Genomic DNA, 23592 nt, shown 5'->3' on the forward strand with positions numbered 1-23592 from the left:
TCTCACAGAATGACCTGATGCTCAGATTGGCCCTTGGTCGTGGTCGTGATCGCGAAGGTCTTGCCCGCCATGGCATCTTCGGTCAGCCCATCGGCGGCGGTGGTGACGAATAGCGTGCTCAGGTCTGGGCCACCAAAGGCCGGGCAGGACGCTTGGGGGGTGGGCAGCGCATAGGTGTCAACCAGGCAGCCATCCGGGTCATAGCAGGCGACCCGGGACGCGCCCCATTGCGCGTTCCAGAACCGTCCCTGTTGATCGACCACCGCGCCGTCGGGGCCGAAGGGTTCGTCAGACAGGTCCAGAAACACATCCGCTGCACCTTTGGGCCAGCCATCGCCATCCAGCGGCTGACGTAGGATCCGTCCGTCCATTGTGTCGGTGTAGTATGCGTGTCGCCCGTCTGGCGAGAAGCAAATGGCGTTGGTGATCGTGATATTCTCCACCAGCGTATGCAGCGCCCCACGATAATACCGATAGATCGCCCCAGTCCCGGGTTCCGCATTTCGGCCCATCGAGCCGATCCAGAACCCGCCAAAGGGGTCGGCGCGCCCGTCATTGGAGCGGGTATGCGGCATATCTTCTTCCAGCCCGACCAGCCGCTCGCGCGAACCGCTTTCGATGTCGAACCGCCACAGCGCCGAGCCATCCGCCAGAACCAGCGTGTCGCGATCCACCCAGCCAGCGGCTGAAACGCAATCGTCGAAATTCCAGTGTCGCTCGCCCTCACTATCGCGGGTCAAAAGTCGTTTTCCCAGAATGTCGAACCAGAAAAACTGTTCGCGTTCGGGGTGCCAGAACGCGCCCTCGCCCAGTTGGCAAATGGTGCTGGAAAAGACGTTAATGGTCATTTGGTAGCCGTGTCATAGGCCGCGACGATCTGGTCGGCGGCTTTGGCAACCTCGTCCGCAGTATGGCCCGGCTGGTAGATATTCGAGCCAAGGCCAAATCCGGTGATCCCGGCACTGATCCAGTTGACAAAATCCGCAGGGCCAACACCACCCACCGCATATGTGCGCGTGGCCTGGGGTAACACGGCGGACAGCGCCTTGAACCCGTCCAACCCAAGTTTGAAGGCGGGAAAGAACTTCAGCCCGTCAGCGCCTGCGCGCAGTGCGGCAAACGCCTCGGTCGGGGTCAGGACACCGGGATAGGACAACATGCCATGCCGTTTCGTGGCGCTGATCACGTCGGGGTTGGCATCGGGTGAAACAACCATGCCTGCACCGAGCCTGGCCAGTTGGTCCACCGCCTCCACGGTCAGAACAGTGCCCGCCCCGATCAGCGCGCGATCCCCGGCATGAGCGATCATACGGGTGATACTGTCGAAAGGGTTGGGAGAGTTCAATGGCACCTCGATCTTGGTGATGCCTGCATGGATCAGTGCGTCGGTGATGGCCACGGCCTCGTCCGGTTGGATGCCGCGCAAAATGGCGATGATTTCACGGCTCATTTTGGCCCTCCTGTCAGGTGGTGAAAGGCCGCCGTCAGCCCTTCCAGAGTCAGGTCTCCGACATCGGCAGATCGCACCGCGACGCCCTGTTGTGCAAGCGCCCCGTGATAGGCATTGGCCAATTGCGTGGTGCCGATGACGACCACCTGTTGCCCAAGCCAATAGGGCTTTGCCGATGCCAGTTCCGCGCCGATCAACAGCGCAGACAGCCGCGCGCGGGCAGCCGGGGCGGACAGGTCGTGCAGCAATGCCTCGGCCCGCAGTGAAAACAGCTTCGCGGCAAGGTCGGCGGGCCGGGACAACGTATCGGAAAGGCCGGCGTCGAAGGCGGTTTGGTCCCATTCCGTGGTGTCGACCGAGTGGCGCAGCACGGATTGCTTGCCCAACAGCGCAAACATTTCACCCGTCATATAGGTGCGGAAACTGACGATCTCGCCGGCGCTGATATGCACCCATTTGGTATGCGATCCCGGCAGGCACAGGATGCCGTCAAAGGTCGGCTCGCGGGCCAGAAACCCGGCGATCTGCGTTTCTTCGCCGCGCATCACGTCGGCGGGGGTATCTTGCTTGATGCCGGGCAGGATGTGCACCGCCAGCCCGTCCACCTGAAACCGGGTCGCCTGCGCAACACCGGGTGGCGGGCAGGGCACACTGGCATAGGGTGCCTCGGCCCAGCCTTGGCGCGACCCGGCCATGCCGCAGATGATCACCGGCAAGGCCTTTGCGCCCGGCACATCCGACAGCATGGCGCGCAGCGTCGGTTCGAATGTGCCACGCGCCAGCACGCCCATGCCCTGGTCGCTGCACCGGTGGTCCAGAACCTCACCCCTGTTGTCCATCAACCAGACGCGCAGGTGTGTGGTGCCCCAATCGACAGCGATCCAGTCGGGTTTGCTGATGGTGTCGTTCATCCCGACACCACCACGCCGCCATCAACGGCCAGTGATTGCCCAGTGATCATACGGCTTGCGTCAGAGGCCAGAAACAGGGTCGGGGTGACGATATCATCCGGGTCCAGATGCTTTTTCAGGCACTGCCGTTCCAAGTGGGCGGCAAGCGCTTCCGGGTCGGCCCAAAGCTCCAGTTGCTTTTGCGTCAGCACCCAGCCGGGAGCGAGTGCGTTGACGCGGATCTCGTCAGGACCGAATTCCCGCGCAAGGCTGCGGGTCATCCCGTTGATGCCGGAATTGGCGGTCGTATAGGCTGGATAGCCGGTGTTGCCCATCATGTAGCTGATGGATGTAAAATTTATGATCGCCCCGCCGCCCGCCTGCTTCATGCCGGGAATGACCGCCTGACAGGCAAAGAAATAGGCCTTCAGGTTGATTGACTGCGACCAATCCCAAAATGCTTCGTCCACGTCCAGTGTGGCATGGCGTTGATCATTGGCGGCATTGTTGACCAGCACGGTGATCGGGCCATGCGCCTTGGTGCTGTCGGCGATCGCGGCTTTCAGAGCGGCAATGTCGGTGATGTCACATTGGATGAACAAGGGCCGATTGCCGGTATCGGCTTCCATCTGTGTCACAAAATCAGAGGCGTCCGTTCGGCCCACAAAGGCCACTTTCGCGCCTTGCCGCAGGAAGCCTTCGGTCAGTGCCGCCCCGATGCCGGAGCCGCCCCCAGTGATGAAGACGGATGCGCCGCCAAGGTCGGTAAACGTCGGGTGTGTCATCAGTGGCTCTCTCGCGTTACAAGGCGGGTGTCTTTCCCCACCAGAAAATCAAGGTCGGCGCCGTGTTCGGCTTGCAGCACCGTGTCGATATAGAGCTTGGCATAGCCGCGTGTGTAATGCGGTTTGTCCGGGGTCCAGGCCGCGCAACGTGCTTCAAGTTCCGCTTCGTCCACCAACAGATCAAGTTTGCCGTTTGAGGCGCTGACACGGATACGGTCGCCGGTCTTGACCAGGGCCAGGGGACCACCGGCCTGACTTTCGGGCGAGACATGCAAGATTACCGTGCCATAGGCCGTGCCCGACATGCGCCCGTCCGAAATGCGGATCATGTCGCGCACCCCTTCGCGCACCAGCTTGGCCGGGATTGGCATGTTGCCGACCTCGGGCATGCCGGGATAACCTTTCGGACCCACACCTTTCAGCACAAGGATCGTGTCAGGCGTAACCGGCAGGTCATCGCGGTCAATATTTGCTTTCATGTCTTCGATATTTTCAAACACGAACGCCTCGCCTTCGTGTTCCAGCAGGCGATCGGTTGCCGCTGAGGGCTTTATGATGGCCCCATTGGGCGCGAGATTGCCGCGCAACACGCGCAGCCCCGCCGCCGACTTTACCGGATCGGCAAATGGCTTGATCACGTCGTCATTGTAGCATTCGGCCCCGTCCGCATAGGCGTTGATGTCACCGCCCAGAACGGTTCTGGCCGCGCGCAGATGTCCGGCCTTGGCCAGTTCCTGCATCACCACCGGCATGCCGCCCGCATAGCAGAAATCTTCCATCAGGTATTTGCCGGAAGGCATACAGTTGACCAACAGGGGAATGTCACTACCCAGCTCGAAATCCGACAGGGACAGATCAACGCCTACGCGCCCAGCCAGCGCCAGAAGGTGAACCACTGCGTTGGTCGACCCCCCCACTGCGGCGTTTGCCAGGATCGCGTTTTCAAACGCCTCTTTCGTCAGGATATCCGAGGGTTTCAGGCCCTCGTCGACCATTTCAACGATGCGTTTTCCGGTCAGATGCGCCAGCGCGGCGCGGCGGGCATCGACGGCGGGAAGGGCGGCGTTGGTGGGCAGGGACATGCCCATCGCCTCGACCAACGACGCCATGGTGGAGGCCGTGCCCATTGTCATGCACACGCCCTTGGACCGGCTCATGCCGGATTCCGCCGCCATGAAATCCTGCAACGTCATGTCGCCTGCGCGCACGGCTTCGGAGAATTTCCAGACATCTGTGCCGGACCCGATATCCTTGCCCTTCCACTTGCCGTTCAGCATGGGACCGGAGCTGACCACGATCGAGGGCAAATCGACCGATGCCGCGCCCATCAACTGCCCCGGCGTGGTCTTGTCGCAGCCACCCAAAAGAACAACACCGTCAATGCCATAGGCGCGGATCGATTCCTCGACATCCATCGCCAACAGATTGCGAAACAGCATCGCTGTGGGTTTCATCTGGGTTTCGCCCAGCGACATGACGGGGAATTCAACCGGGAAGCCACCCGCCTCCCACACGCCGCGTTTCACGGCCTCGGCCAGGTCGCGCAGGCCCGAATTGCAGGGGGTCAGTTCTGACCACGTATTGCAGATGCCGATGATCGGGCGCCCGTCAAAGGCGTGATCGGGAAAGCCCTGGTTCTTCATCCACGAGCGATGAATGAACCCGTCCTTGTCGAGCTTTCCATACCAGTTCTGACTGCGGCGTTTCTTGGTCATGCGGCTTTCCTTTTGCGCGCCCATTCGGGGATCCAGTCGCCATGTGCGGCCAGCAGATCATTGACCAGTGACCGGATCTGGCGCAGGTCCAGTTCGGCGGCGGTGTGGGGGTCCATCATGGCGGCATGGTGCAGATGTTCGGGGTTTTCGTCCAGCAGCGCGCGCACCGTCAATTCCTGCACATTGATCTGGCTGCGCATCAGCGCGACCAGCTGCGGCGGGATGTCGGTCACGACGCCGGGCTGCACCCCGTTCATGTCAACAAGACAGGGGGTTTCGACAGCCGCCCCCATCGGAAGTTGCGGGATCTGCCCGGTGTTGGGCAGGTTGCCATAGGCCGTATAGGGCTGGCCGGTGACGATGGCATTCATCATCTCGGCGGCAAACTCGTGGCTTTTCGGCACGTCGATCCCCGCCGCGGTTTTCAGGGCGACAGCCTGCTCTTTCCACTCTGCCTGCTGTTCGACACAGCGTTTGGGATATTCATCCAGCGGGATGCCAAATTCTGAAATCAGATCATCGCGCCCGTCCTTGATGAACCATGGCACGTATTCGGCCAGATGTTCAGAGCTTTCGGTGCAGAAATAGCCCAGATGCTCCATCACCTCATAGCGCACCTTGTTGCCACAGCGTGGCATCAGAAGCGGGGGTTTGGGCAGGGTGCCGGACCGATAGCCATTGCGCAGGGCGGGATAGAGGTTGCTGCCGGCAGCATCCTCAAGCCGCAGGAAGAACGCCACGTGGTTGACGCCTGCGACCTTGAAGCGGATGTCGCCCTCGGTCATGTCCAGATCATGGGCCAATTCCTGAACCGTGTTCTGCACGGAATGGCACAGACCCACCTGTTTGATACGCGGGAACCGTTCGGCAATGGCCCAGGTGTTGATCGCCATCGGGTTCACATATTGCATCAGAAGTGCATCCGGGCAGACCGCTTCCATATCCGCGCAGACAGACCAAAGATGCGGCACGGTGCGCAAACCGCGCATGATGCCGCCGATGCCCAGCGTGTCGGCGATGGTCTGGCGCAGCCCGTATTGCTTGGGCAGGTCGAAATCGGTGATCGTGCAGGGATCGTAGCCGCCGATCTGGAACGCGGTGACGACGAAATCGGCGCCCTCCAATGCGCGGCGCTGATCGGTATAGGTTTCGACCGTGGCGTCGGTGCCCATCGTGGCGACCATCTTTTTCGCCACCAGTTCGCTTTCCGCCAAACGCGTGGCGTCAATATCCATCAAAGCAATCGTGGCGTTTTTCAACGCCTCGAAATGCAGCATGTCGCCGACAATGTTCTTCATGAAGATTGTCGAACCCGCACCTATGAAGGTGAGTTTGGTCATTTAACGGCTCCGAGTGTTAGACCTGCGATAAAGTGGCGTTGCATCAGGAAGAACATCGCCACGGGGGGAAGGGCGGCCACGATGCTGCCCGCGCTCATCAAGTGGTACTGCGCCACGAATTGCGAGTTGAAGGATGTGATGCCCGCCGTCACGGGTTGTGCATCTGGCCCCTGTGTCAGCACGATGGCCCAGAAATAGTCGTTCCAAATGAAGGTAAAGATCAACACGGCCAGCGCGGCGATGGCGGGCTTCATCAGGGGCAGAACGACATACCAGAAGATGCGCCATTCGGCGACGCCTTCGACGCGGGCGGCCTCGATCAACTCATAGGGCAGGGCGCGAATGAAGTTGCGCATGAACAACGTGCAGAACCCGGTCTGGAACGCGATGTGAAACAGCACCAGGCCCAGTTTGGTGTCGTATAGCCCGGCGGACACCGTCAGGTCGCGCACCGGCACCATCAGGATCTGGAATGGCACGAAGTTGCCTGCGATGAACATGAAGAAGATCAGCAGATTACCCCGGAAACGATAGATGCCAAGCGCAAAGCCGGTCATGCAGGACAGGGCCACCGCGCCGATCACGGTCGGCACCGTGATCAGGATCGAGTTCCACATGTAACGCGGCATGTCCGATTCCAGAAAGACCTTGCCGTAATTGGTGAAAAACTCGAAGGACGAAGGCATGCCCCAGTAGTTTCCGTTGGAAAAATCCGCAAGCGGCCGGATCGAGAACATGGCCACCGCGATCAGCGGCAGAAGCCACATGATCAGGGCCAGCGGCACCAGTGTCTGATAGGTGATCTGCACGCCGCGCGACCGTTTATCTATGGGGGTTGGAAACATCTGTCTTACCTCCGTGCCGCTTTCTCGTCGCGATACATCGACCACAGGAAGTAGCCGATGAAGACGAGCATGATCAGGAACAGCACAACGGCGATGGCCGAGCCATACCCCATGCGGAAACCGTATTCCGACAAGGCTTTTTCAAACATGTAGAAGCTGAGGACGCGGGTTGACCCGAAGGGCCCGCCATTGGTCATGACCGAGATCAGGTCGAAGGACCGCAAGGCGCCGATGATGGTGACGACGAACGCGATGAAGGTGGCCGGTTTCAGCTGCGGCAGGATTATATGCCACAACATGCGCCAGCCCTTCGCGCCGTCCAGCCGCCCGGCCTCGATCTGTTCGGGGTCCACGGCATTCAGCCCGGTCAGATACAGGATCATGCAATAGGCCGTTTGCGGCCAAAGACCGGCGGCGATGATGCCATAGGTCGCCAGCGTCGGGTCGCCGAGCACGTTGATCGTGTCCAGCCCCACGAAGCTGAGCAGCGCATTCAACAACCCTTCCCGCGGAAGGTAAAACCATGAGAAAACGAGACCGACAACGACCTGGCTCAGCACAAAGGGGAAGAAGAACAGGGACTTATAAAGCCGCATACCGCGAATAGTCTGGTTCAGGAACAATGCGATAAACAGACCTGCCGGGATTGCCAGAAGGTAGAGTGCCAGCCATTTCACGTTATTCCACAGCGATGTTTCGAACGCGCGGTCGGTCATCAATTCCTGATAGTTGCCCAGCCCGATATAGGTTGCTTCTCCCAGCCCGTCCCATTGGTAAAGCGAGATGTTGAAGCTTTGAAGGATCGGGCTGATGACATAGATCAGAAAGAACAACACGCCGGGCAAAAGGAACAGCAAGGGTGTCAACGTCATGCGGTTGCGCCTGACCCAGCTCATATCATGTGCGGTGGACATCGCGTTCCTCCCTTAAACACGTCACGGGAAAAACCTGATGGGGCTTTCCGGTATCGTGCAGGCTGCATGCGGTGGGGTGTGTGCGCCCCGCGTGTGTTAAAACACGGGGCGCACCAACGTGAGTGGTTACTTGTAGATACGTTTGCGTGCAGCTTCCAAGCGATTCAGGATGTCCTCAAGATTGTCGGGGAACACCATGAACTCCTGAAGACCTTCCATGCCAACCGATGCCATTTCGGCGGGGAAGTCACGGTCAAAGAACTGCGCGATACCACCGGTTGCGTTCTTCGACAGCATTTCAAAACCCTGTTGAAGGAACTCGTCATCGCCGACCGATGCGTTTGCATTGACTGGCAGTTGGCCAAGGCCATCAGCGGCGTTGATCTTGGTCTGAACATCAGCCGAGGTCACATATTGCAGGAACGCGCGGGCCGCTTCCTTATTCGTGGCGTTCGAAGCGATGTGGAACGTGTCGGTCGGCGCGTCCTCGCCCATCGGCACATCGGCGATCTTCGGGAACTGATAGAAGTCGATCTGATCGTCTGTCAGACCCGCTTCGCGCAGGTGCGGCACGGCAAAGTTACCGATCAGGTAAGCTGTTGCTTCTCCTTTGACCACGAAGGGAAGGGCCTCTTGCCAACTATAGGTCTGGTGGTCTTCGATATAGGCGCCCATGTCGATCAGCTTGCGCCAGTTGGCAAAGGTTGCGCGCACTTCGTCCGACGTCCAGCTTGCTTCACCGGTGGCCAGCTTCATATGGAAGTCGAAACCGTTGGTGCGCATGTTCAGATAGTCAAACCAGCCGCCGGCGGTCCACAGGAACTTCGATCCGATCGAGTAACACTTGCGACCCGAATCAAGGATTTTCTGGCAGTTCGCGATTTCTTCGTCGAAGGTTGTCGGCTCGCTCAGACCCAGCTCGTTGAAGATGTCTTCGCGGTAATAGATGCCCCATTGATAGTAGGTATAGGGCACGCCCCACTGCTTGCCATCCAGCGTCATCGCGCCTTTGACGCTGTCCAGACCCGGCAGGTCGCCATTTTCATACATGTCCGAGATGTCTTCGAACAACCCGGCGTTTACATAGGGGGCCATGCGGTTTGCCGCATACCAGTTGATCACGTCAGGTGGATTTGCGGTCAGAGCGTTGCGAATCTGGCTTTTCCACGCCTCGCGGTCCACGACTTCCAATTCGACGGTCAGGTCAGGATGCAGTGCATCGAAGTCAGCGGCCAGCCCTTCCATGATCGCCCGCGGTGCGGGATTCGACATGTCAGATATAATGCGCAGCGTGCCAGACAGGTCTTGAGCCATGGCTGTCGTAGCCAGGCCGACTGTCACCGCAAAACTTGCTGCGGACAATTTCAGAGATTTCAGCATGAGGTTCCTCCCAAGGTATTCAGCTGTCATTTATGGTTCCATATGGTGGAACTTAATTTCAACAGTTGAAACTATGCGCGGAGTCCGTTACAGATGTCAACAGTTTCATCGCAGAGACAAATCAAGGGAGGAGGCGAAGATGGGTGCAATGGACAAGTCCACGCAAGCTGCGGACGGAACTGTCGGCAAGGCGCTTCAGGTGCTTGATATGGTCGCCGAAAAGGCGCGCCCTGTGCGGTTCAATGACGTTCTCGCCGAAAGCCCGTTTCCGAAGGCCACGCTATATCGCCTGCTGCAAACGCTGACCAGCCAGGGGATGTTGTCTTATGATGAAGAACGACAGACCTATGCGCCCGGGATTCGGCTGGTTCGTCTGGCGCACGCGGCCTGGAGCCAAAGTTCGCTTGCCCCTGTCGCCCGCCCGTTTCTGGATGATCTGTCGGCCGAGATCGGTCAGACCATTCACTTGGCCCAACTTGATGGCGGCCAGGTGCTCTATGTTGACAAGCGCAACGCGGCGACGCCTATTGATATGTTTTCACAGGCCGGGAAGATCGGGCCGGGATATTGCACCGGGGTTGGCAAGGCCATGATCGCCTTTCTGAAACCCGAGGCGCGCGAAGATGCGATAAAGCGACAATCATTCTTTCGGCATACCGACAACACGCTGACCACCGCCGAGGCATTGCGGACCGAACTGGATACGATCCGTGAAGACGGGGTGGCCTTTGACCGCGAAGAACACGAGGTGGGCATCAACTGTATCGCGGCCCCTATTCTGTCCAGCAACGGACGGGTCATTGGGGCGCTGTCCATCACCACGTCCAGACAAGATTACAACATGGACGACCTCACGCAGTTGCGCCCGCAGCTTCTGAGCACCGCCGCAAAAATCGCCGAGGCTGCCGAAGCATGGCAGTTTCCGGGCTAACAAAGAAGGAATGTCCGCATGTCAGGTGTGACGCTCTCTAACGCCGTCAAGAAATACGGGGATGTTCAGGTCATCCACGATATCGACCTGCAAATCGACAATGGCGAGTTCTGTGTGTTCGTTGGGCCTTCTGGATGCGGCAAGTCCACGCTGCTCAGGATGATTGCAGGGCTTGAAGAAACCACATCTGGCCAGATCAGGATTGGGGAACGGGATGTGACGCGGGTCGATGCGTCGGAACGTGGGGTGGCGATGGTGTTCCAGACCTATGCTCTCTATCCGCATATGAGTGTTTCGGAGAACATGGGGTTCGGCTTACGGATGAACGGTCATCCGAAACAGGTGATTGCAGAAAAAGTCGCGGAAGCCAGCCGCATCCTGCAACTGGACGACTATCTGGACCGCAAGCCCAAGGCCCTGTCTGGCGGTCAACGCCAGCGGGTCGCCATCGGGCGCGCCATCGTGCGCGGACCCGAGGTGTTCTTGTTTGACGAACCGCTGTCCAACCTCGATGCCGAGCTGCGGGTCGACATGCGGGTCGAAATCGCCCGGCTTCACAAGGAAATCGGCGCGACGATGATTTATGTCACCCACGACCAGGTGGAAGCGATGACGCTGGCCGACAAGATTGTCGTTTTGCGCGCCGGTGTGATCGAACAGGTCGGCAGTCCCATGGACCTGTACAAAGACCCCGACAACAAGTTCGTAGCGGGCTTCATCGGGTCGCCTGCCATGAATTTCCTGAATGGCACGGTGCGCGGTGGGAAGGTTGTTCTGTCTTCACTGAACAACCGCGAAGTGACCACGGAAGTGATGCTGCCTGCCGAAGGCTCACGCGTCATCGTGGGCGTCCGCCCGCAGCATCTGAGCATCAGCGCAGGCAATGGCGGTGCTGTGTTGGACCTGCGCGAACGGTTGGGCGGGGTGTCATATGATTACCTGATCGCCAAGACCGGCGAGAAGATCATTGTGGAAAACCGGACCGAAGACACGCTGCCAGAATCCAGCGAGGTGATTGTCGGGTTCGGTGACGGGGATGCCATGTTCTTTGACGCGACCACTGAAAAACGTCTGCGCTAAGGGCGTGACCCGCCCGAAAGGGTTGGCGAACATCAAAGCTCCATCGCATAGTGCTGTGCAAATCGCGTGGCAAGGAAACCGATGTGACCGGCACTCTTTTTCGGAAAGATATCTCAAGCACCGTGTTGGTGCCTGGCGAGGGGCAGTCTGCTATCGGCACTGAAACAGCGCGGGCGGTGGCAATGGTGGTGGGTCTGCTGCGCCGTGGCGAAAGCCTGATGATGACGCAAACCGGTGCGGTCACCACGGCCCAAGGCGACGGCCAATGGTTGATGGTGCAAAGTGCAGGGTCCACAGGTGCGCCAAAGACCATTCGGCGCAGCCCCGCCTCGTGGGTCGCCAGCTTTGACGTAACGCGTCGCCAGTTCGGTATCGGCCCGAACGCGCCCTATGCGGTGCTGGGCGCGATCACCCATTCCCTGACCCTTTATGCCGTGCTGGAGGCGTTGCATATCGGCTGCGACCTCTCTGTGCTGACCGGTCTAAAGCCCCGCTCGCAGGCGCGTGCGCTTAAACAGGCCGGGGCGCAGGTGCTCTATGCCACGCCGACCCAGTTGCGCCTGTTGACCGCTGCAACGACCGAGCCCGTTCCCGGAGTGCGCTGGATCTTTTGCGGGGGCGGCACGCTCGACCCGCAGACGCGGGCGCAGGTCAGTCAGATGTTTCCCACTGCCACCCTGCACGAGTTTTTTGGCGCGTCCGAGACGAGTTTCATGACGATCAGCGATGCGGAAACGCCGTCGGGGTCGGTCGGGCGCGCTTATCCCGGTGTTGATCTGCAGGTTCGCGATGCACAGGACCGCGACACGCGCGACATTGGCGAGATTTGGGTGAAAAGCCCGTATCTGTTTGACGGCTATGTTGATGGTGACAGCCCGGACACGAGGTGGAAAAACGGGTATTTGTCGATCGGTGAAATGGGTCGGTTGGACGATGCGGGAAACCTGACCATTCTGGGGCGAAAAAGCCGGATGGTGACGGTGTCGGACCAGAATGTCTTTCCCGAAGCGATTGAGGCACAGATGCGCGCGGTGCCCGGCGTCGGACATTGTGCAGCCATCGCGGTGCGTGATGCGCGGCGCGGCCATGTCATCATCGGCGTTCTTGAAGGTCAGCAAGATGACGCGCTGGCCGCGCGTGTTCGGACCCACTGCCGCGCCACACTGGGCGCGCAGAAGACGCCCCGGCGCATTCTGTTCGTCGATCGGATGCCCCTGCTGACCGCCGGAAAACCCGACCTGATCGCCCTGGGCCACCAATTGGAACAGCTTGCATGAGCACTGCCTGCATCATCGCCGCCCGACGCAGCGCAACCGTCCCGCAGGGCGGGGCGTTTGCCGCCGTTGACATCCATGATCTGGCCGCCCCGGTCGTTCAGGCAGTGCTTGCTGATGCCGGGCTTGGGGAAGACGAGGTTGGCGAGTTGATCCTGTCCAACGCGCTGGGTGCAGGTGGCAATCCGGCGCGACGCGCCGGGTTGGCCGCTGGGTTGCCAGAGCGGGTCTCGGGGCTGACAATAGATCGTCAATGTTGCGGCGGGCTGGATGCAATCCTGCTCGCGCGTGCACTGGTCGTGTCAGGGCAGCATGACATCGTGCTTGCGGGCGGGGCCGAAAACTATTCACGCCGCCCACTCAGGTCGCGGACTTTCGCGGATCGACGTCCACCCGAGCCCTATGATCAGGCGCCGTTCACCCCCTGGCCGGATCGTGACCCGGATATGGCTGACGCGGCGGACGCGTTGGGCCGAAAGCTGGGGGTGTCACGGCGCGAACAGGATGATTGGGCGATGGACAGCCACGCGAAGGCGATGCGCTGGCAGGATCAAAGTGCAGCGGCAGAGATCATTCCGCTACTTGGCACCACCCGCGATGCCTTCACCCGAAAGTTGACCCCACGCCTGTGCGCCCGTGCGCCTGTGGTGTCTGGCGACATCACGGCGGCAAACATGGCGGTAGCGGCAGACGGGGCGGCGTTTTGCCTTGTGGTGTCGGAGCGTGTGGCCAAACGGTTGGCGCGTCCTGCGGTGCAAATCCTGTCCGGCGCAACCGTCGGCGGCGACCCGGTCTTGCCCGGTCTGGCTCCGGTCGCCGCCATTGCCGCATCGCTTGAGGAGGCGCGATTGACAGCAGCCGACCTGACACGTGCCGAGATCATGGAAGCCTTCGCGGTTCAGGCCATCGTCTGTCAACAAGGCGCGGGTCTTGCGCGTGAGATCGTCAACACTGACGGCGGCGCATTGGCGCGCGGTCATCCGGTGGGGGCGTCTGGTGCTATCCTTGCGGTGCGTCTTTATCATCAGTTGACCACGCAAGGGGGGGCGGGATTGGCCGCGATTGCGGCTGCGGGTGGATTGGGCACGGCGGTGGTTTTGCGCTCGGTTTAGGGCAGGATCAGTCGAAGCCGCGAAAACTCGTGAATTCCTCAAGCGTGGCGCGCGCGGTGCGAAACTGGTTTTCGGGCGCGGTTTCATCGGCGACGCCCACCGCAATACCGCACACCACCATTTCGTCGTCCGGAAGGTGCAAATGATTGTGCGCAACCGGGCCATAATTGGCCAGGGCACCGATTCCGGTAGCGCCAAATCCCTGATCCTCGGCAGACAGCAGAAACGACATCAGAGACATGCCAAGGTCCATAAAACAGCCTTTGCCCATATCGCGCCGGATCGTCACCACGATGCCGACGGGGGCATCGAAAAAGGCATAGTTGCGGGAAAACTGCGCGCGCCGCGCCTCGATGTCGCGTCGTTCGATGCCAAGGGCTGTATAGAGCGCATAGCCTGCGGCCCGCTGGCGGGCTTTCAACTCGGCAGGCAAAGGGGTCGGGAAATAGGTGTATTCGGACGCGTGTGGCGTGTTTTTCTTCTGCGCGTCTTGCAATGCTGCGACGAGCTTCCGCAGCGCCGATCCGGTCAGCACATGAAACCGACCCGGTTGCAGGTTGGCCCCGCTGGGCGCGCGTCGGGCCGCACGGCACATGCGTTCAATGGCACCGCGTGGCACCGGGTCGGGGGTGAAAGCGCGGGTTGATCTGCGGCTATCCAGCAGGTTTTCAAATGCACGGGACATGGGGCACCACGAGTTGTTGTCCGGCATTGGTAAATGATCCCGCATGCGGCGTCCATGTGGGTGGCTCTTCGATCCAAAATCCGCGCCCGTGCCGACGTGAAAACCTCGCAGAATCTTATAGAACATTCCCTTGCAACTGGACTGAGGCGCAGGGAGATTCTTTACAGGTTGAGCTGGTTCTGCCCGTTTTGCGGTCATTAATGACTGCGTGCGAAACATTGTTAGCGAAAACCGGCGGTCAGCTTTACAGATCGTGCGGCGACCTCTTCACAGGCAAACACCAGCGTTTCTATAGAAAATTCACCATTCAAGTAAATTATTTACACTTGTCGGGTCGCGTAGTTAAACAAGTTTACAAAAAAATTGTTGTTTGCTGAAGGGTTGTCCCACTATTTTCAGCATCAACGGAAATCGGGCTGTTAACACTTGGGTTTTCGTGGATCGCACGATCAGCGCGATCCGGAGGAATAATTGGGAGGACCTTGCATGTCGTCGGAAAACACGGCCGATAAAACTTATGCTCCGTCAGCTGAGTTTGTCGCGAACGCTCATATTGATGCTGCGAAATACAAAGAGATGTATGCCGCTTCGGTGAACGACCCGGAAGCGTTCTGGTCCGATCAGATGACACGACTGACATGGTCCAAGACCCCCACCAAGATCAAGAATACCACCTTCAAGCATCCGGATGTGTCGATCAAGTGGTTCGAGGACGGCGAGTTGAATGTCTCGGAAAACTGTATTGACCGCCACCTGGACACACGCGGGGATCAGGTCGCGATCATCTGGGAATCCGACGACCCCACCCTGGACAAGAAAATCACCTATCGCGAACTCCACGAAAATGTGTCGAAGCTGGCCAATGTGATGAAGGGGATGGGCGTCAAGAAGGGCGACCGCGTTGTGCTCTATCTTCCCATGATCCCCGAGGCTGCTTATTCAATGCTGGCCTGCGCGCGGATTGGTGCGATCCACTCGATTGTTTTTGCGGGTTTCTCGCCTGAAGCACTGGCGGCGCGTGTCGCAGGTTGCGAGGCGTCGTTGGTTATCACAGCCGACGAAGCCCCGCGTGGCGGGCGCAATACGCCCCTGAAAACCAACGTGGATGCGGCACTGGATCATGGCGACCTTGGCAATACCCCGGTTCTGGTGGTTGAACGCACGGGCGGCGATGTGCCGATGGTTGCCGGGCGCGATCATTCCTATGCCGCGCTGATGGCAGACGCGTCTGCCGATTGCCCTGCCGAGCGGATGAATTCAGAAGACCCGCTGTTCATCCTTTACACGTCTGGCTCGACCGGTCAGCCGAAGGGCGTTCAGCATTGTTCCGGCGGCTATCTGCTGTGGGCCGCGATGACCCATGAGTATGTGTTCGATTATCACGAGGGCGACATCTATTGGTGCACCGCTGATGTGGGCTGGGTCACTGGCCATAGCTATATCGTCTATGGCCCGCTGGCCAATGGCGCGACCACGCTGATGTTCGAAGGTGTGCCGACCTATCCTGATGCGGGCCGGTTCTGGGCCGTGTGTGAAAAGCACAAGGTGAACCAGTTCTATACCGCACCGACAGCCATCCGCGCCTTGATGGCCCGTGGCGAGGATTTCGTCACCAAATACGACCTGTCCGACCTCAAGGTATTGGGCACTGTGGGCGAGCCGATCAACCCCGAAGCATGGAATTGGTACAATGACGTTGTCGGCAAGGGCAAATGTCCCATCGTTGACACGTGGTGGCAGACAGAAACCGGCGGTCATTTGTTGACCCCTCTGCCCGGTGCGACTCCGACCAAACCCGGATCGGCCACGACGCCGTTCTTCGGCGTGCAGCCGGTGATCCTTGAGCCCACCACGGGCGAAGAGATCACCAGCACCGAGGCCGAGGGCGTGTTGTGCATGAAAGACAGCTGGCCCGGCCAGATGCGCACGATTTTTGGCGATCACAAGCGTTTCGTGGCGACCTATTTCGCCGACTACAAAGGCTATTACTTCACCGGTGACGGTTGCCGCCGCGATGCGGATGGATATTACTGGATCACCGGTCGCGTGGACGATGTGATCAACGTCTCCGGCCACCGCATGGGCACCGCCGAGGTCGAAAGCGCGCTGGTGGCGCATCCCAAAGTGTCCGAAGCGGCCGTGGTCGGCTTCCCGCACGACATCAAGGGGCAGGGTATCTATTGCTACGTCACCCTGATGGACGGCGAGGAATACACCGACGATCTGAAGACCGAGTTGCGCAACTGGGTGCGTCAGGAGATCGGCCCAATTGCCAGCCCGGATTACATCCAGTGGGCACCGGGCCTGCCGAAAACCCGTTCAGGCAAGATCATGCGCCGCATTCTGCGCAAGATCGCCGAGGATGATTTTGGCGCGCTGGGCGACACATCGACACTGGCCGATCCGTCGGTGGTGGATGATCTGATCGACAACCGCATGGCCAAGGACAAAGCATGATGGACGCGGCAACGAAAACCGCGGCACCCGTCCTGATCCTGCTTGGACCGCCGGGGGCTGGGAAGGGCACCCAGGCGCGGATGTTGGAGGAGACATTCGGGCTTGTGCAACTGTCCACGGGTGACTTGCTACGCGCGGCGGTTGCGGCCGGGACCGAGGCCGGGAAAGCCGCGAAAGCCGTGATGGAAGCGGGCGAACTGGTATCGGACGAGATCGTCATCGCCATTCTGCGCGACCGTTTGACCGATGCGGATTGCGCCAAGGGCGTGATTCTTGACGGCTTCCCCCGCACCACCATTCAGGCCGAGGCACTGGACGCACTGTTGGCCGAAGGTGGTCAGAAGATCAATGCCGCCGTCAGCCTTGAGGTTGACGACGCTGCCATGGTGAACCGTATTTCGGGTCGCTACACCTGTGGCACTTGTGGCGAAGGATATCACGACGAATTCAAGCAACCTCTGCAAACCGGAGTTTGTGACAAATGCGGCGGCACGGACATGAAACGCCGGGCCGACGATAACGCCGAAACCGTGGGCAGCCGTCTTGTGGCTTATCACGAACAAACGGCACCGCTCATTGCCTATTACAAGGGCAAGGGCAGCCTGAAAACGGTCAACGCGATGCTGGGCATCGACGAGATCTCGGGCAATCTGAATGCGATCGTTGAGGAGGCGATTGCATAAGAAAGGGACAGGCCGGTTCGCATAAGCGCCCGGTCAGTGGAACGTTAGGGAGGTGGCTTCATGGCCGAAAACTCATCCAACTCAGCATATTGGTCTGCCAATGTGCGCATCATTTTGATCAGCCTCGTGATATGGGCGCTGGTTTCCTTCGGGTTCGGCATCCTGCTGCGCCCAATGCTGTCCGGGATCGCCGTCGGCGGAACCGATTTGGGCTTCTGGTTTGCTCAGCAGGGGTCGATCATCGTCTTCCTCATTCTGATCTTCAACTATGCCTGGCGCATGAACAAGCTCGACCGTGAACACGGCGTCGACGAAGAGTAAGGGAGACTGGAATACATGGATCAGTTTACACTTAACTGGCTGTTTATCGGCGCGAGCTTCGCACTGTATATCGGCATCGCAATCTGGGCCCGTGCGGGCTCGACATCAGAATTCTATGCCGCAGGGCGTGGCGTTCACCCCGTCACCAACGGGATGGCAACGGCGGCTGACTGGATGTCGGCGGCCTCGTTCATTTCAATGGCTGGCCTTATCGCCTTCACCGGCTATGACAACTCGACCTATCTGATGGGTTGGACCGGCGGCTATGTGCTTCTGGCCCTGCTGCTTGCGCCTTACCTGCGCAAGTTCGGCAAATACACCGTGTCGGAATTTATCGGCGATCGCTTCTACAGCCAGACGGCGCGTATCGTGGCCGTTATCTGTCTGATCGTTGCCTCGACCACATACGTTATCGGTCAGATGACTGGTGTTGGCGTGGCCTTCGGTCGCTTCCTTGAGGTCGACAACACGACAGGTCTGCTGATCGGCGCAGCGGTTGTGTTCGCATATGCCGTGTTTGGCGGCATGAAAGGCGTGACCTATACGCAGGTGGCCCAATATGTCGTGTTGATTATGGCCTATACCATTCCGGCCATCTTCATCTCGCTGCAACTGACCGGCAACCCGATCCCGGCCCTCGGTCTGTTCGGTGATCACGCAGCATCTGGCGAGCCTCTGTTGGCCAAGCTGGACGCGATTGTGACAGAACTGGGCTTCAATGAATATACTGCCCACTACGGCGATACGTTCAATATGCTGCTGTTCACACTGTCGCTGATGATCGGTACGGCTGGTCTGCCGCACGTTATCATGCGCTTCTTCACTGTTCCCAAAGTGTCCGACGCGCGTTGGTCCGCGGGCTGGGCGCTGGTGTTCATCGCGCTGCTTTACCTGACAGCCCCTGCCGTTGGTGCCATGGCACGTCTGAACATCTCGGAAATGATGTGGCCCAATGGCGGCATCGAAGGTGGCGCTGTGACCGTTCAGCAGATCGAAGAAGATCAGCGCTATGATTGGATGGAAACCTGGCAGAAAACCGGCCTTCTGGGCTGGGAAGACAAGAACGGCGATGGTGCGATCCAGTACTATAACGACTCCAACGCTGAACTTCAGGCCATCGCTGCCGAAAAAGGCTGGGCCGGTAACGAACTGACCAACTTCAACCGTGATATCCTGGTTCTGGCTAACCCTGAGATTGCCAACCTACCCGGTTGGGTGATCGGTCTGGTTGCAGCTGGTGGTCTTGCAGCCGCGCTGTCGACCGCTGCCGGTTTGCTACTTGCGATCTCGTCGGCTGTATCGCACGATCTGATCAAAGGTTCGTTCAATCCGGGCATCTCGGAAAAAGGTGAGCTATTGTCAGCACGTATTGCCATGGCCGTTGCGATTGTTGTTGCAACCTATCTGGGTCTTAATCCTCCGGGCTTCGCGGCACAAACCGTGGCACTTGCCTTTGGTCTGGCAGCTGCGTCGATTTTCCCGGCGCTGATGATGGGTATCTTCTCGACCAAGGTGAACAACTCCGGCGCGGTTGCCGGTATGTTGGCGGGTCTGACCGTTACCTTGATCTACATCTTCATGCACAAAGGTTGGTTCTTCATCCCGGATACGAACAGCTTCACCGATGCTGATCCGCTTCTGGGTACGGTCAAGTCGACTTCGTTCGGCGCGATCGGTGCTGCGATCAACTTTGCGGTGGCCTATGTTGTGTCGGGTATGACCAAAGAAACGCCTGCACATATTCAGGAACTGGTTGAATCGGTTCGCGTTCCGCGCGGCGCCGGTGCGGCACAGAACAAGTAAAAGGCCAGGGCGAGGGGTCGATGCGACGCCCCGCCCCCTTTCATTCCTGTCCCGTCCGGTGCACACCGGGCGGGACATTTTAGTTCAGAAAAGGCCCGTTCGAATGCCGTTGACCCAGGACCAGATCCTTCGTTTCTTGCAATCCGTGCACCCCTATGACGTCCTGCCACAGGACACGTTGGCTACGCTTGCTGCGCAGATCGAGCCACGTGCCGTTGCATCCGGCGATCCCATTTACGAGCTGGGCGACAAGCTGCCGGGCATCTTCATCATTCATGCGGGCGAGGTCGAGGTTACAGACGAAAACGGCGAGACCGTCAGCCAGTTGGGTGTGCGCAATTCATTCGGCGAACGTGGCCTGTTGCGGGACGGTCGCGCGGTGACCAAGACGCAGGCGGTGACGGAGGCAATCTTGCTGATCCTGCCCGTTGACGCATTCCGGGACCTGATCAAAACCCATGACCCCGTGCGCCGGTTCTTTGACCGTTCCCGCGCAGACAGGCAGGGCAAACAAAGTCAGCAAAGCCTTGCCACCACGCAGGTTGATACGTTCATGGCCCGCAATCCGATCACCTGCGCGCCGGATGCAACGGTGCGTGATGCCGCCATCCTGATGCGTGACCATCGGGTGTCGTCACTGTGCATGACCGACGGGGACACGCTGACCGGCATCCTGACCACCCGTGATATGTCGGGCAAAGTGGTCGCCGAGGCCTTGCCCAGCGACACCCTTGTTTCCGCTGTTATGACGCCCAATCCCATCACGCTGGCCCCTTCTGCGATCGGGTCGGACGTGTTGCATGTGATGATGGAAAAACGCATCGGACATCTGCCCATCGTCGAAGGTGACAAGCTGGTTGGCATCGTCAGCCAAACGGATCTGACGCGGTTTCAGGCTGTCAGCTCAGCCGAGTTGGTGCGCGAGTTGGCGCAAGCCGTCGATGCGCTGGAAATGCGCGCCGTGACGAAACGCATTCCGCAACTTCTGGTGCAGCTTGTCGCGGGTGGAAGCCCCCATCAGGTCGTGACCCGCCTGATCACCGATATTGCCGACACCGCCACCCGCCGTCTGGTCGCACTGGCCGAAGAAAAACTCGGCCCTGCCCCCGTGCCTTACCTGTGGCTGGCCTGTGGCAGCCAGGGGCGGCAGGAACAAACCGGCGTGTCAGATCAGGACAATTGCCTGATCCTGTCCGATGACGTGAGTGACGCGGATCGCGATGGCTATTTCTCCGAACTGGCGAAGTTCGTCTGTGACGGGCTGGACACTTGCGGCTATGTCTATTGCCCCGGTGACATGATGGCCAGCAACCCGCGCTGGCGCCAGCCGCTATCGGTTTGGCGTGGTTATTTTGAAGGGTGGGTCGCCAAGCCCAGCCCGGAAGCGCAAATGCTGGCCTCGGTCATGTTTGATCTGCGTCCGATTGCGGGTGACGCGCGGCTGTTTGGCTCTTTGCAGACGGACACGTTGGCGATGGCCGCAAAGAATTCGATCTTCGTGGCGCATATGGTGTCAAATGGTCTGAAGCACACGCCTCCGCTGGGGCTGTTGCGCGGGTTTGCAACCATTCGGACGGGCGAACACAAGAACCGCCTGGACATGAAACACAACGGCGTCGTGCCCATCGTTGATCTGGGCCGTATTTATGCGCTGCAAGGGCAATTGACCGAGGCTAACACGCGGGCGCGGCTGGTCGCGGCCATGAATGCCGGCGGTCTGAGTCAATCCGGCGGGCAGGACCTGTTGGATGCCTATGACCTGATTGCCGAAACTCGGCTGGAACATCAGGCCGAGCAGGTGAAAGAAGGGCAGGCGCCTGACAATTATCTGGCACCGTCCGCGCTGTCAGAATTTGATCGCAGCCATCTTCGTGATGCGTTTGTTGTCGTGAAATCAATGCAAAGTGCCATTGGGCATGGGCGCGGAATGCTAAGCTGACGCTTGGCGCGTGCAATGGAAGGAATGTGAATGTTTTACGAGATTGTCGCCACGCTGGTCTCTGCCTTTGTTGGTGCGGGTTTGGTTCTCGCCCTGAACAAGCTGACCGGGGGCAGGTTGCCGAAATGGGCGATGCCGGTTGGGGCAGGGCTTGCCATGATTGTGACGACAGTTGCCACCGAATACGCGTGGTACGACCGCACGAAGGAGATTCTGCCCGAAGGGATGACCGTGGTGATGGAGGTCGAGAACAAATCGCTCTATCGTCCCTGGACTTACGTGGTGCCCTTTGTCGAGCGTTTCGTTGCGCTGGACGAGCAATCATTGCGCACGCACCAAGCCCAACCGGCTTTGCGGATGGTCGATCTGCTGTTCATGGGACGATGGTCTGCACCCGAGAGAATGGTGGTCCTGGGAAACTGCGACACCGGTCAACGGGCGCCACTGATTGACGCGGTCGAATTTGATGCATCGGGACAGGTCAAGGGAGTCGACTGGGTCAAGGTGCCGGAAGACGACGCCATCCTGGCAGCCATATGCAAACTTGAGGTGACATCATGAAAATTCTAACCACCCTGTCTTTGCGCCTGCGGATATTTCTGTTTTTCGCACTTTTGGCTGTCTGTGGGGTGGGTCTGGTACTGGTGTCGCTGGCAATCGGTTATGCGCGTGCGCAAGCAACCGGGCTGGCATCGGGGTTCGTTTTTGCCGGGGTGTTGTCCGGATTTGGCCTGCTGGCACTGTCTGTGGGCGTTTGGTTTTTGTTCGATGAGAACGTTGCGCGCCCGATTGAGCGGTTGGCAACAGGCCTGCGATCGCGTGCTCATGCGGGGGCCGGGGGTGTGGACAAACATGCTGCGCGCTATCTGGGTGATCTGGCCCCGGCGGCGGAAGCGGTGTCCGAGCAGTTGATGAAATCCACCATGGATCAGGCCAGCATCGTCGCATCGGAAACCGCGCGGCTGTCCGCGGACAAGGCGCGGCTGACCGCGCTTCTGTCTGAAATCCCGGTGGCGATGATCCTGGTGAACCCGGCGCACCAGATCGTGCTTTACGACAAGCAGGCGGCTGGCGTGCTGTCACAGGTCTGCCCGCCGCGCTTGAATGCCTCGATCTTCGATTACTTCAAGAAGGGACCTTTTCTTGCGGCACACAAGAAGATGATGGCGACGGGGCTTGAGCAGAGCTTCACAGATCTTGCCGCCGCCAATGGGTTGGAGTTTGACGCTCGGCTGAAGCCTCTTGGCCCCGGCGACGGGTATCTGGTCATCATTGACGACGCCCATACCAATATCGCCCCCGATCAAAGCCGCCCCGTGGTGTTCGACTTTGATCTGATGGAGGGACAGGCCACTGACAACCTGATGGATATGCAGCTAAACGACCTGAGTTACGTCGTGTTCGACACGGAAACCACCGGGCTGTTGCCGCACAAGGATGAGGTGGTTCAGATCGGCGCTGTGCGGGTCGTGAAAGGCAAGATCGTGCCGGGTGAGATCGTCAATCAACTTGTCGATCCGGGCATGAAGATCCCGCCTGCCTCGACCAAGGTGCATGGCGTGACAAACGCGATGGTGGCAGGGCAGCCGGGTATTGATGTGGCGGGCAAGCACCTGCATGACTTTGCACGCGGGGCGGTTCTTGTGGCGCATAACGCCCCGTTCGATATGGCCTTCCTGCGGCGACATGCGGAAACCTGCGGGGTGGAATGGACCCATCCGATCCTTGATACGGTGCTGTTGTCGGCGGTGCTTTACGGCACGACCGAGGTGCACACACTGGACGCCCTGTGCGAACGGCTGGGCGTGACCATCCCGCCCGAGCTACGCCACACGGCGCTGGGCGATGCCCATGCCACTGCCGAAGTTCTGTGCAAGATGCTGGCCATGCTGCATTCGCGTGGGATCGAAACCTTGGCAGGCGCCATTGCCGAAGCCAAGAAGCACAAGCGATTGTTGGACGATCTGAATTGACGCGGGCGTCGCTTG

The 23592-nt window shown here is 59.4% G+C and carries 21 protein-coding genes; 11 read left to right on the forward strand and 10 right to left on the reverse strand.

Annotation, left to right across the window (positions count from 1 at the left end; translation table 11 throughout):
- Positions 1 to 2: 2 nt before the first annotated feature.
- The 9 genes from BMY55_RS04730 to BMY55_RS04770 all read right to left on the reverse strand — a co-directional run bounded on the left by BMY55_RS04730 (position 3) and on the right by BMY55_RS04770 (position 9319).
- A complete protein-coding gene (locus BMY55_RS04730; protein WP_091428757.1) occupies positions 3 to 848 on the reverse strand; it encodes an SMP-30/gluconolactonase/LRE family protein in 846 nt (281 codons plus the stop codon).
- Positions 845 to 1450: a 2-dehydro-3-deoxy-6-phosphogalactonate aldolase gene (locus tag BMY55_RS04735; protein WP_091428759.1), complete on the reverse strand. Its 606-nt coding sequence runs from the start codon at positions 1448 to 1450 to the stop codon at positions 845 to 847. The genes BMY55_RS04730 and BMY55_RS04735 overlap by 4 nt, the downstream gene beginning before the upstream one ends.
- Positions 1447 to 2361 (reverse strand): 2-dehydro-3-deoxygalactonokinase, encoded by a 915-nt coding sequence (locus BMY55_RS04740; RefSeq protein WP_091428761.1) that lies wholly within the window; start codon positions 2359 to 2361, stop codon positions 1447 to 1449. The genes BMY55_RS04735 and BMY55_RS04740 overlap by 4 nt, the downstream gene beginning before the upstream one ends.
- Complete coding sequence (locus BMY55_RS04745; RefSeq protein WP_091428763.1) at positions 2358 to 3125, reverse strand: SDR family NAD(P)-dependent oxidoreductase; 768 nt, start codon at positions 3123 to 3125, stop codon at positions 2358 to 2360. Before BMY55_RS04745 ends, BMY55_RS04740 begins: the two co-directional genes overlap by 4 nt.
- Positions 3125 to 4840 carry an IlvD/Edd family dehydratase gene (locus BMY55_RS04750; RefSeq protein WP_091432032.1) on the reverse strand — a complete coding sequence of 572 codons (1716 nt, stop codon included), beginning with the start codon at positions 4838 to 4840 and terminating at the stop codon, positions 3125 to 3127. The genes BMY55_RS04745 and BMY55_RS04750 overlap by 1 nt, the downstream gene beginning before the upstream one ends.
- Positions 4837 to 6180, reverse strand: coding sequence for an alpha-glucosidase/alpha-galactosidase (melA, locus tag BMY55_RS04755; protein ID WP_091428765.1), 1344 nt, complete (start codon positions 6178 to 6180; stop codon positions 4837 to 4839). The genes BMY55_RS04750 and melA overlap by 4 nt, the downstream gene beginning before the upstream one ends.
- Positions 6177 to 7025, reverse strand: a complete 849-nt coding sequence (locus tag BMY55_RS04760; protein WP_091428767.1) for a carbohydrate ABC transporter permease — start codon at positions 7023 to 7025, stop codon at positions 6177 to 6179. The genes melA and BMY55_RS04760 overlap by 4 nt, the downstream gene beginning before the upstream one ends.
- A 5-nt stretch (positions 7026 to 7030) precedes the next feature.
- Positions 7031 to 7939, reverse strand: coding sequence for a carbohydrate ABC transporter permease (locus BMY55_RS04765; protein ID WP_091428772.1), 909 nt, complete (start codon positions 7937 to 7939; stop codon positions 7031 to 7033).
- Between the two features lie 126 nt (positions 7940 to 8065).
- Positions 8066 to 9319 (reverse strand): ABC transporter substrate-binding protein, encoded by a 1254-nt coding sequence (locus BMY55_RS04770; RefSeq protein ID WP_177179288.1) that lies wholly within the window; start codon positions 9317 to 9319, stop codon positions 8066 to 8068.
- Between the two features lie 139 nt (positions 9320 to 9458).
- On the opposite strand from BMY55_RS04770, the gene BMY55_RS04775 reads away from it, so the two are divergent.
- The 4 genes from BMY55_RS04775 to BMY55_RS04790 all read left to right on the forward strand — a co-directional run bounded on the left by BMY55_RS04775 (position 9459) and on the right by BMY55_RS04790 (position 13716).
- On the forward strand, positions 9459 to 10250 hold the full coding sequence (locus BMY55_RS04775) for an IclR family transcriptional regulator (RefSeq protein ID WP_177179289.1): 792 nt from the start codon (positions 9459 to 9461) through the stop codon (positions 10248 to 10250).
- 18 nt (positions 10251 to 10268) lie between these two features.
- A complete protein-coding gene (locus tag BMY55_RS04780) occupies positions 10269 to 11330 on the forward strand; it encodes an ABC transporter ATP-binding protein (RefSeq protein WP_091428773.1) in 1062 nt (353 codons plus the stop codon).
- 83 nt (positions 11331 to 11413) lie between these two features.
- Complete coding sequence (locus BMY55_RS04785; protein WP_143064282.1) at positions 11414 to 12607, forward strand: AMP-binding protein; 1194 nt, start codon at positions 11414 to 11416, stop codon at positions 12605 to 12607.
- Positions 12604 to 13716 (forward strand): thiolase family protein, encoded by a 1113-nt coding sequence (locus BMY55_RS04790; protein WP_091428777.1) that lies wholly within the window; start codon positions 12604 to 12606, stop codon positions 13714 to 13716. Before BMY55_RS04785 ends, BMY55_RS04790 begins: the two co-directional genes overlap by 4 nt.
- Before the next feature lie 7 nt (positions 13717 to 13723).
- Here the strand turns inward: BMY55_RS04790 and BMY55_RS04795 are convergent, their stop codons facing one another.
- Entirely contained in the window at positions 13724 to 14401 is a 678-nt protein-coding gene (locus BMY55_RS04795; protein ID WP_091428779.1) for a nitroreductase family protein, read from the reverse strand.
- A gap of 486 nt (positions 14402 to 14887) precedes the next feature.
- Between BMY55_RS04795 and acs the strand changes: the two genes are divergently transcribed.
- The 7 genes from acs to BMY55_RS04830 all read left to right on the forward strand — a co-directional run bounded on the left by acs (position 14888) and on the right by BMY55_RS04830 (position 23577).
- The gene (gene acs / locus BMY55_RS04800; RefSeq protein ID WP_091428786.1) at positions 14888 to 16858 is read left to right on the forward strand and encodes an acetate--CoA ligase; all 1971 of its coding nucleotides are present in this window, start codon (positions 14888 to 14890) and stop codon (positions 16856 to 16858) included.
- Positions 16858 to 17541, forward strand: a complete 684-nt coding sequence (locus tag BMY55_RS04805; protein ID WP_091432038.1) for an adenylate kinase — start codon at positions 16858 to 16860, stop codon at positions 17539 to 17541. Before acs ends, BMY55_RS04805 begins: the two co-directional genes overlap by 1 nt.
- A gap of 60 nt (positions 17542 to 17601) precedes the next feature.
- On the forward strand, positions 17602 to 17862 hold the full coding sequence (locus BMY55_RS04810; protein WP_091428788.1) for a DUF4212 domain-containing protein: 261 nt from the start codon (positions 17602 to 17604) through the stop codon (positions 17860 to 17862).
- Between the two features lie 15 nt (positions 17863 to 17877).
- On the forward strand, positions 17878 to 19665 hold the full coding sequence (locus BMY55_RS04815) for a sodium:solute symporter family protein (protein WP_091428789.1): 1788 nt from the start codon (positions 17878 to 17880) through the stop codon (positions 19663 to 19665).
- A 103-nt stretch (positions 19666 to 19768) separates the two neighbouring features.
- On the forward strand, positions 19769 to 21604 hold the full coding sequence (locus BMY55_RS04820; RefSeq protein WP_091428791.1) for a DUF294 nucleotidyltransferase-like domain-containing protein: 1836 nt from the start codon (positions 19769 to 19771) through the stop codon (positions 21602 to 21604).
- Between the two features lie 30 nt (positions 21605 to 21634).
- Positions 21635 to 22165, forward strand: a complete 531-nt coding sequence (locus BMY55_RS04825) for a hypothetical protein (RefSeq protein WP_091428793.1) — start codon at positions 21635 to 21637, stop codon at positions 22163 to 22165.
- Positions 22162 to 23577 (forward strand): 3'-5' exonuclease, encoded by a 1416-nt coding sequence (locus BMY55_RS04830; RefSeq protein ID WP_322787715.1) that lies wholly within the window; start codon positions 22162 to 22164, stop codon positions 23575 to 23577. Before BMY55_RS04825 ends, BMY55_RS04830 begins: the two co-directional genes overlap by 4 nt.
- The last annotated feature ends 15 nt before the right edge of the window (positions 23578 to 23592 follow it).

Origin of the sequence: Aliiroseovarius sediminilitoris, assembly GCF_900109955.1 — a bacterium.
GTDB classification, from domain to species: Bacteria; Pseudomonadota; Alphaproteobacteria; order Rhodobacterales; family Rhodobacteraceae; genus Aliiroseovarius; species Aliiroseovarius sediminilitoris.

Coding starts and splice junctions, on each gene's coding strand:
- BMY55_RS04730 (WP_091428757.1), bottom strand. CDS start 848: ATGACCATTAACGTCTTTTCCAGCACCATTTGCCAACTGGGCGAGGGC.
- BMY55_RS04735 (WP_091428759.1), bottom strand. CDS start 1,450: ATGAGCCGTGAAATCATCGCCATTTTGCGCGGCATCCAACCGGACGAG.
- BMY55_RS04740 (WP_091428761.1), bottom strand. CDS start 2,361: ATGAACGACACCATCAGCAAACCCGACTGGATCGCTGTCGATTGGGGC.
- BMY55_RS04745 (WP_091428763.1), bottom strand. CDS start 3,125: ATGACACACCCGACGTTTACCGACCTTGGCGGCGCATCCGTCTTCATC.
- BMY55_RS04750 (WP_091432032.1), bottom strand. CDS start 4,840: ATGACCAAGAAACGCCGCAGTCAGAACTGGTATGGAAAGCTCGACAAG.
- melA (WP_091428765.1), bottom strand. CDS start 6,180: ATGACCAAACTCACCTTCATAGGTGCGGGTTCGACAATCTTCATGAAG.
- BMY55_RS04760 (WP_091428767.1), bottom strand. CDS start 7,025: ATGTTTCCAACCCCCATAGATAAACGGTCGCGCGGCGTGCAGATCACC.
- BMY55_RS04765 (WP_091428772.1), bottom strand. CDS start 7,939: ATGTCCACCGCACATGATATGAGCTGGGTCAGGCGCAACCGCATGACG.
- BMY55_RS04770 (WP_177179288.1), bottom strand. CDS start 9,319: ATGCTGAAATCTCTGAAATTGTCCGCAGCAAGTTTTGCGGTGACAGTC.
- BMY55_RS04775 (WP_177179289.1), top strand. CDS start 9,459: ATGGGTGCAATGGACAAGTCCACGCAAGCTGCGGACGGAACTGTCGGC.
- BMY55_RS04780 (WP_091428773.1), top strand. CDS start 10,269: ATGTCAGGTGTGACGCTCTCTAACGCCGTCAAGAAATACGGGGATGTT.
- BMY55_RS04790 (WP_091428777.1), top strand. CDS start 12,604: ATGAGCACTGCCTGCATCATCGCCGCCCGACGCAGCGCAACCGTCCCG.
- BMY55_RS04795 (WP_091428779.1), bottom strand. CDS start 14,401: ATGTCCCGTGCATTTGAAAACCTGCTGGATAGCCGCAGATCAACCCGC.
- acs (WP_091428786.1), top strand. CDS start 14,888: ATGTCGTCGGAAAACACGGCCGATAAAACTTATGCTCCGTCAGCTGAG.
- BMY55_RS04805 (WP_091432038.1), top strand. CDS start 16,858: ATGGACGCGGCAACGAAAACCGCGGCACCCGTCCTGATCCTGCTTGGA.
- BMY55_RS04810 (WP_091428788.1), top strand. CDS start 17,602: ATGGCCGAAAACTCATCCAACTCAGCATATTGGTCTGCCAATGTGCGC.
- BMY55_RS04815 (WP_091428789.1), top strand. CDS start 17,878: ATGGATCAGTTTACACTTAACTGGCTGTTTATCGGCGCGAGCTTCGCA.
- BMY55_RS04820 (WP_091428791.1), top strand. CDS start 19,769: ATGCCGTTGACCCAGGACCAGATCCTTCGTTTCTTGCAATCCGTGCAC.
- BMY55_RS04825 (WP_091428793.1), top strand. CDS start 21,635: ATGTTTTACGAGATTGTCGCCACGCTGGTCTCTGCCTTTGTTGGTGCG.
- BMY55_RS04830 (WP_322787715.1), top strand. CDS start 22,162: ATGAAAATTCTAACCACCCTGTCTTTGCGCCTGCGGATATTTCTGTTT.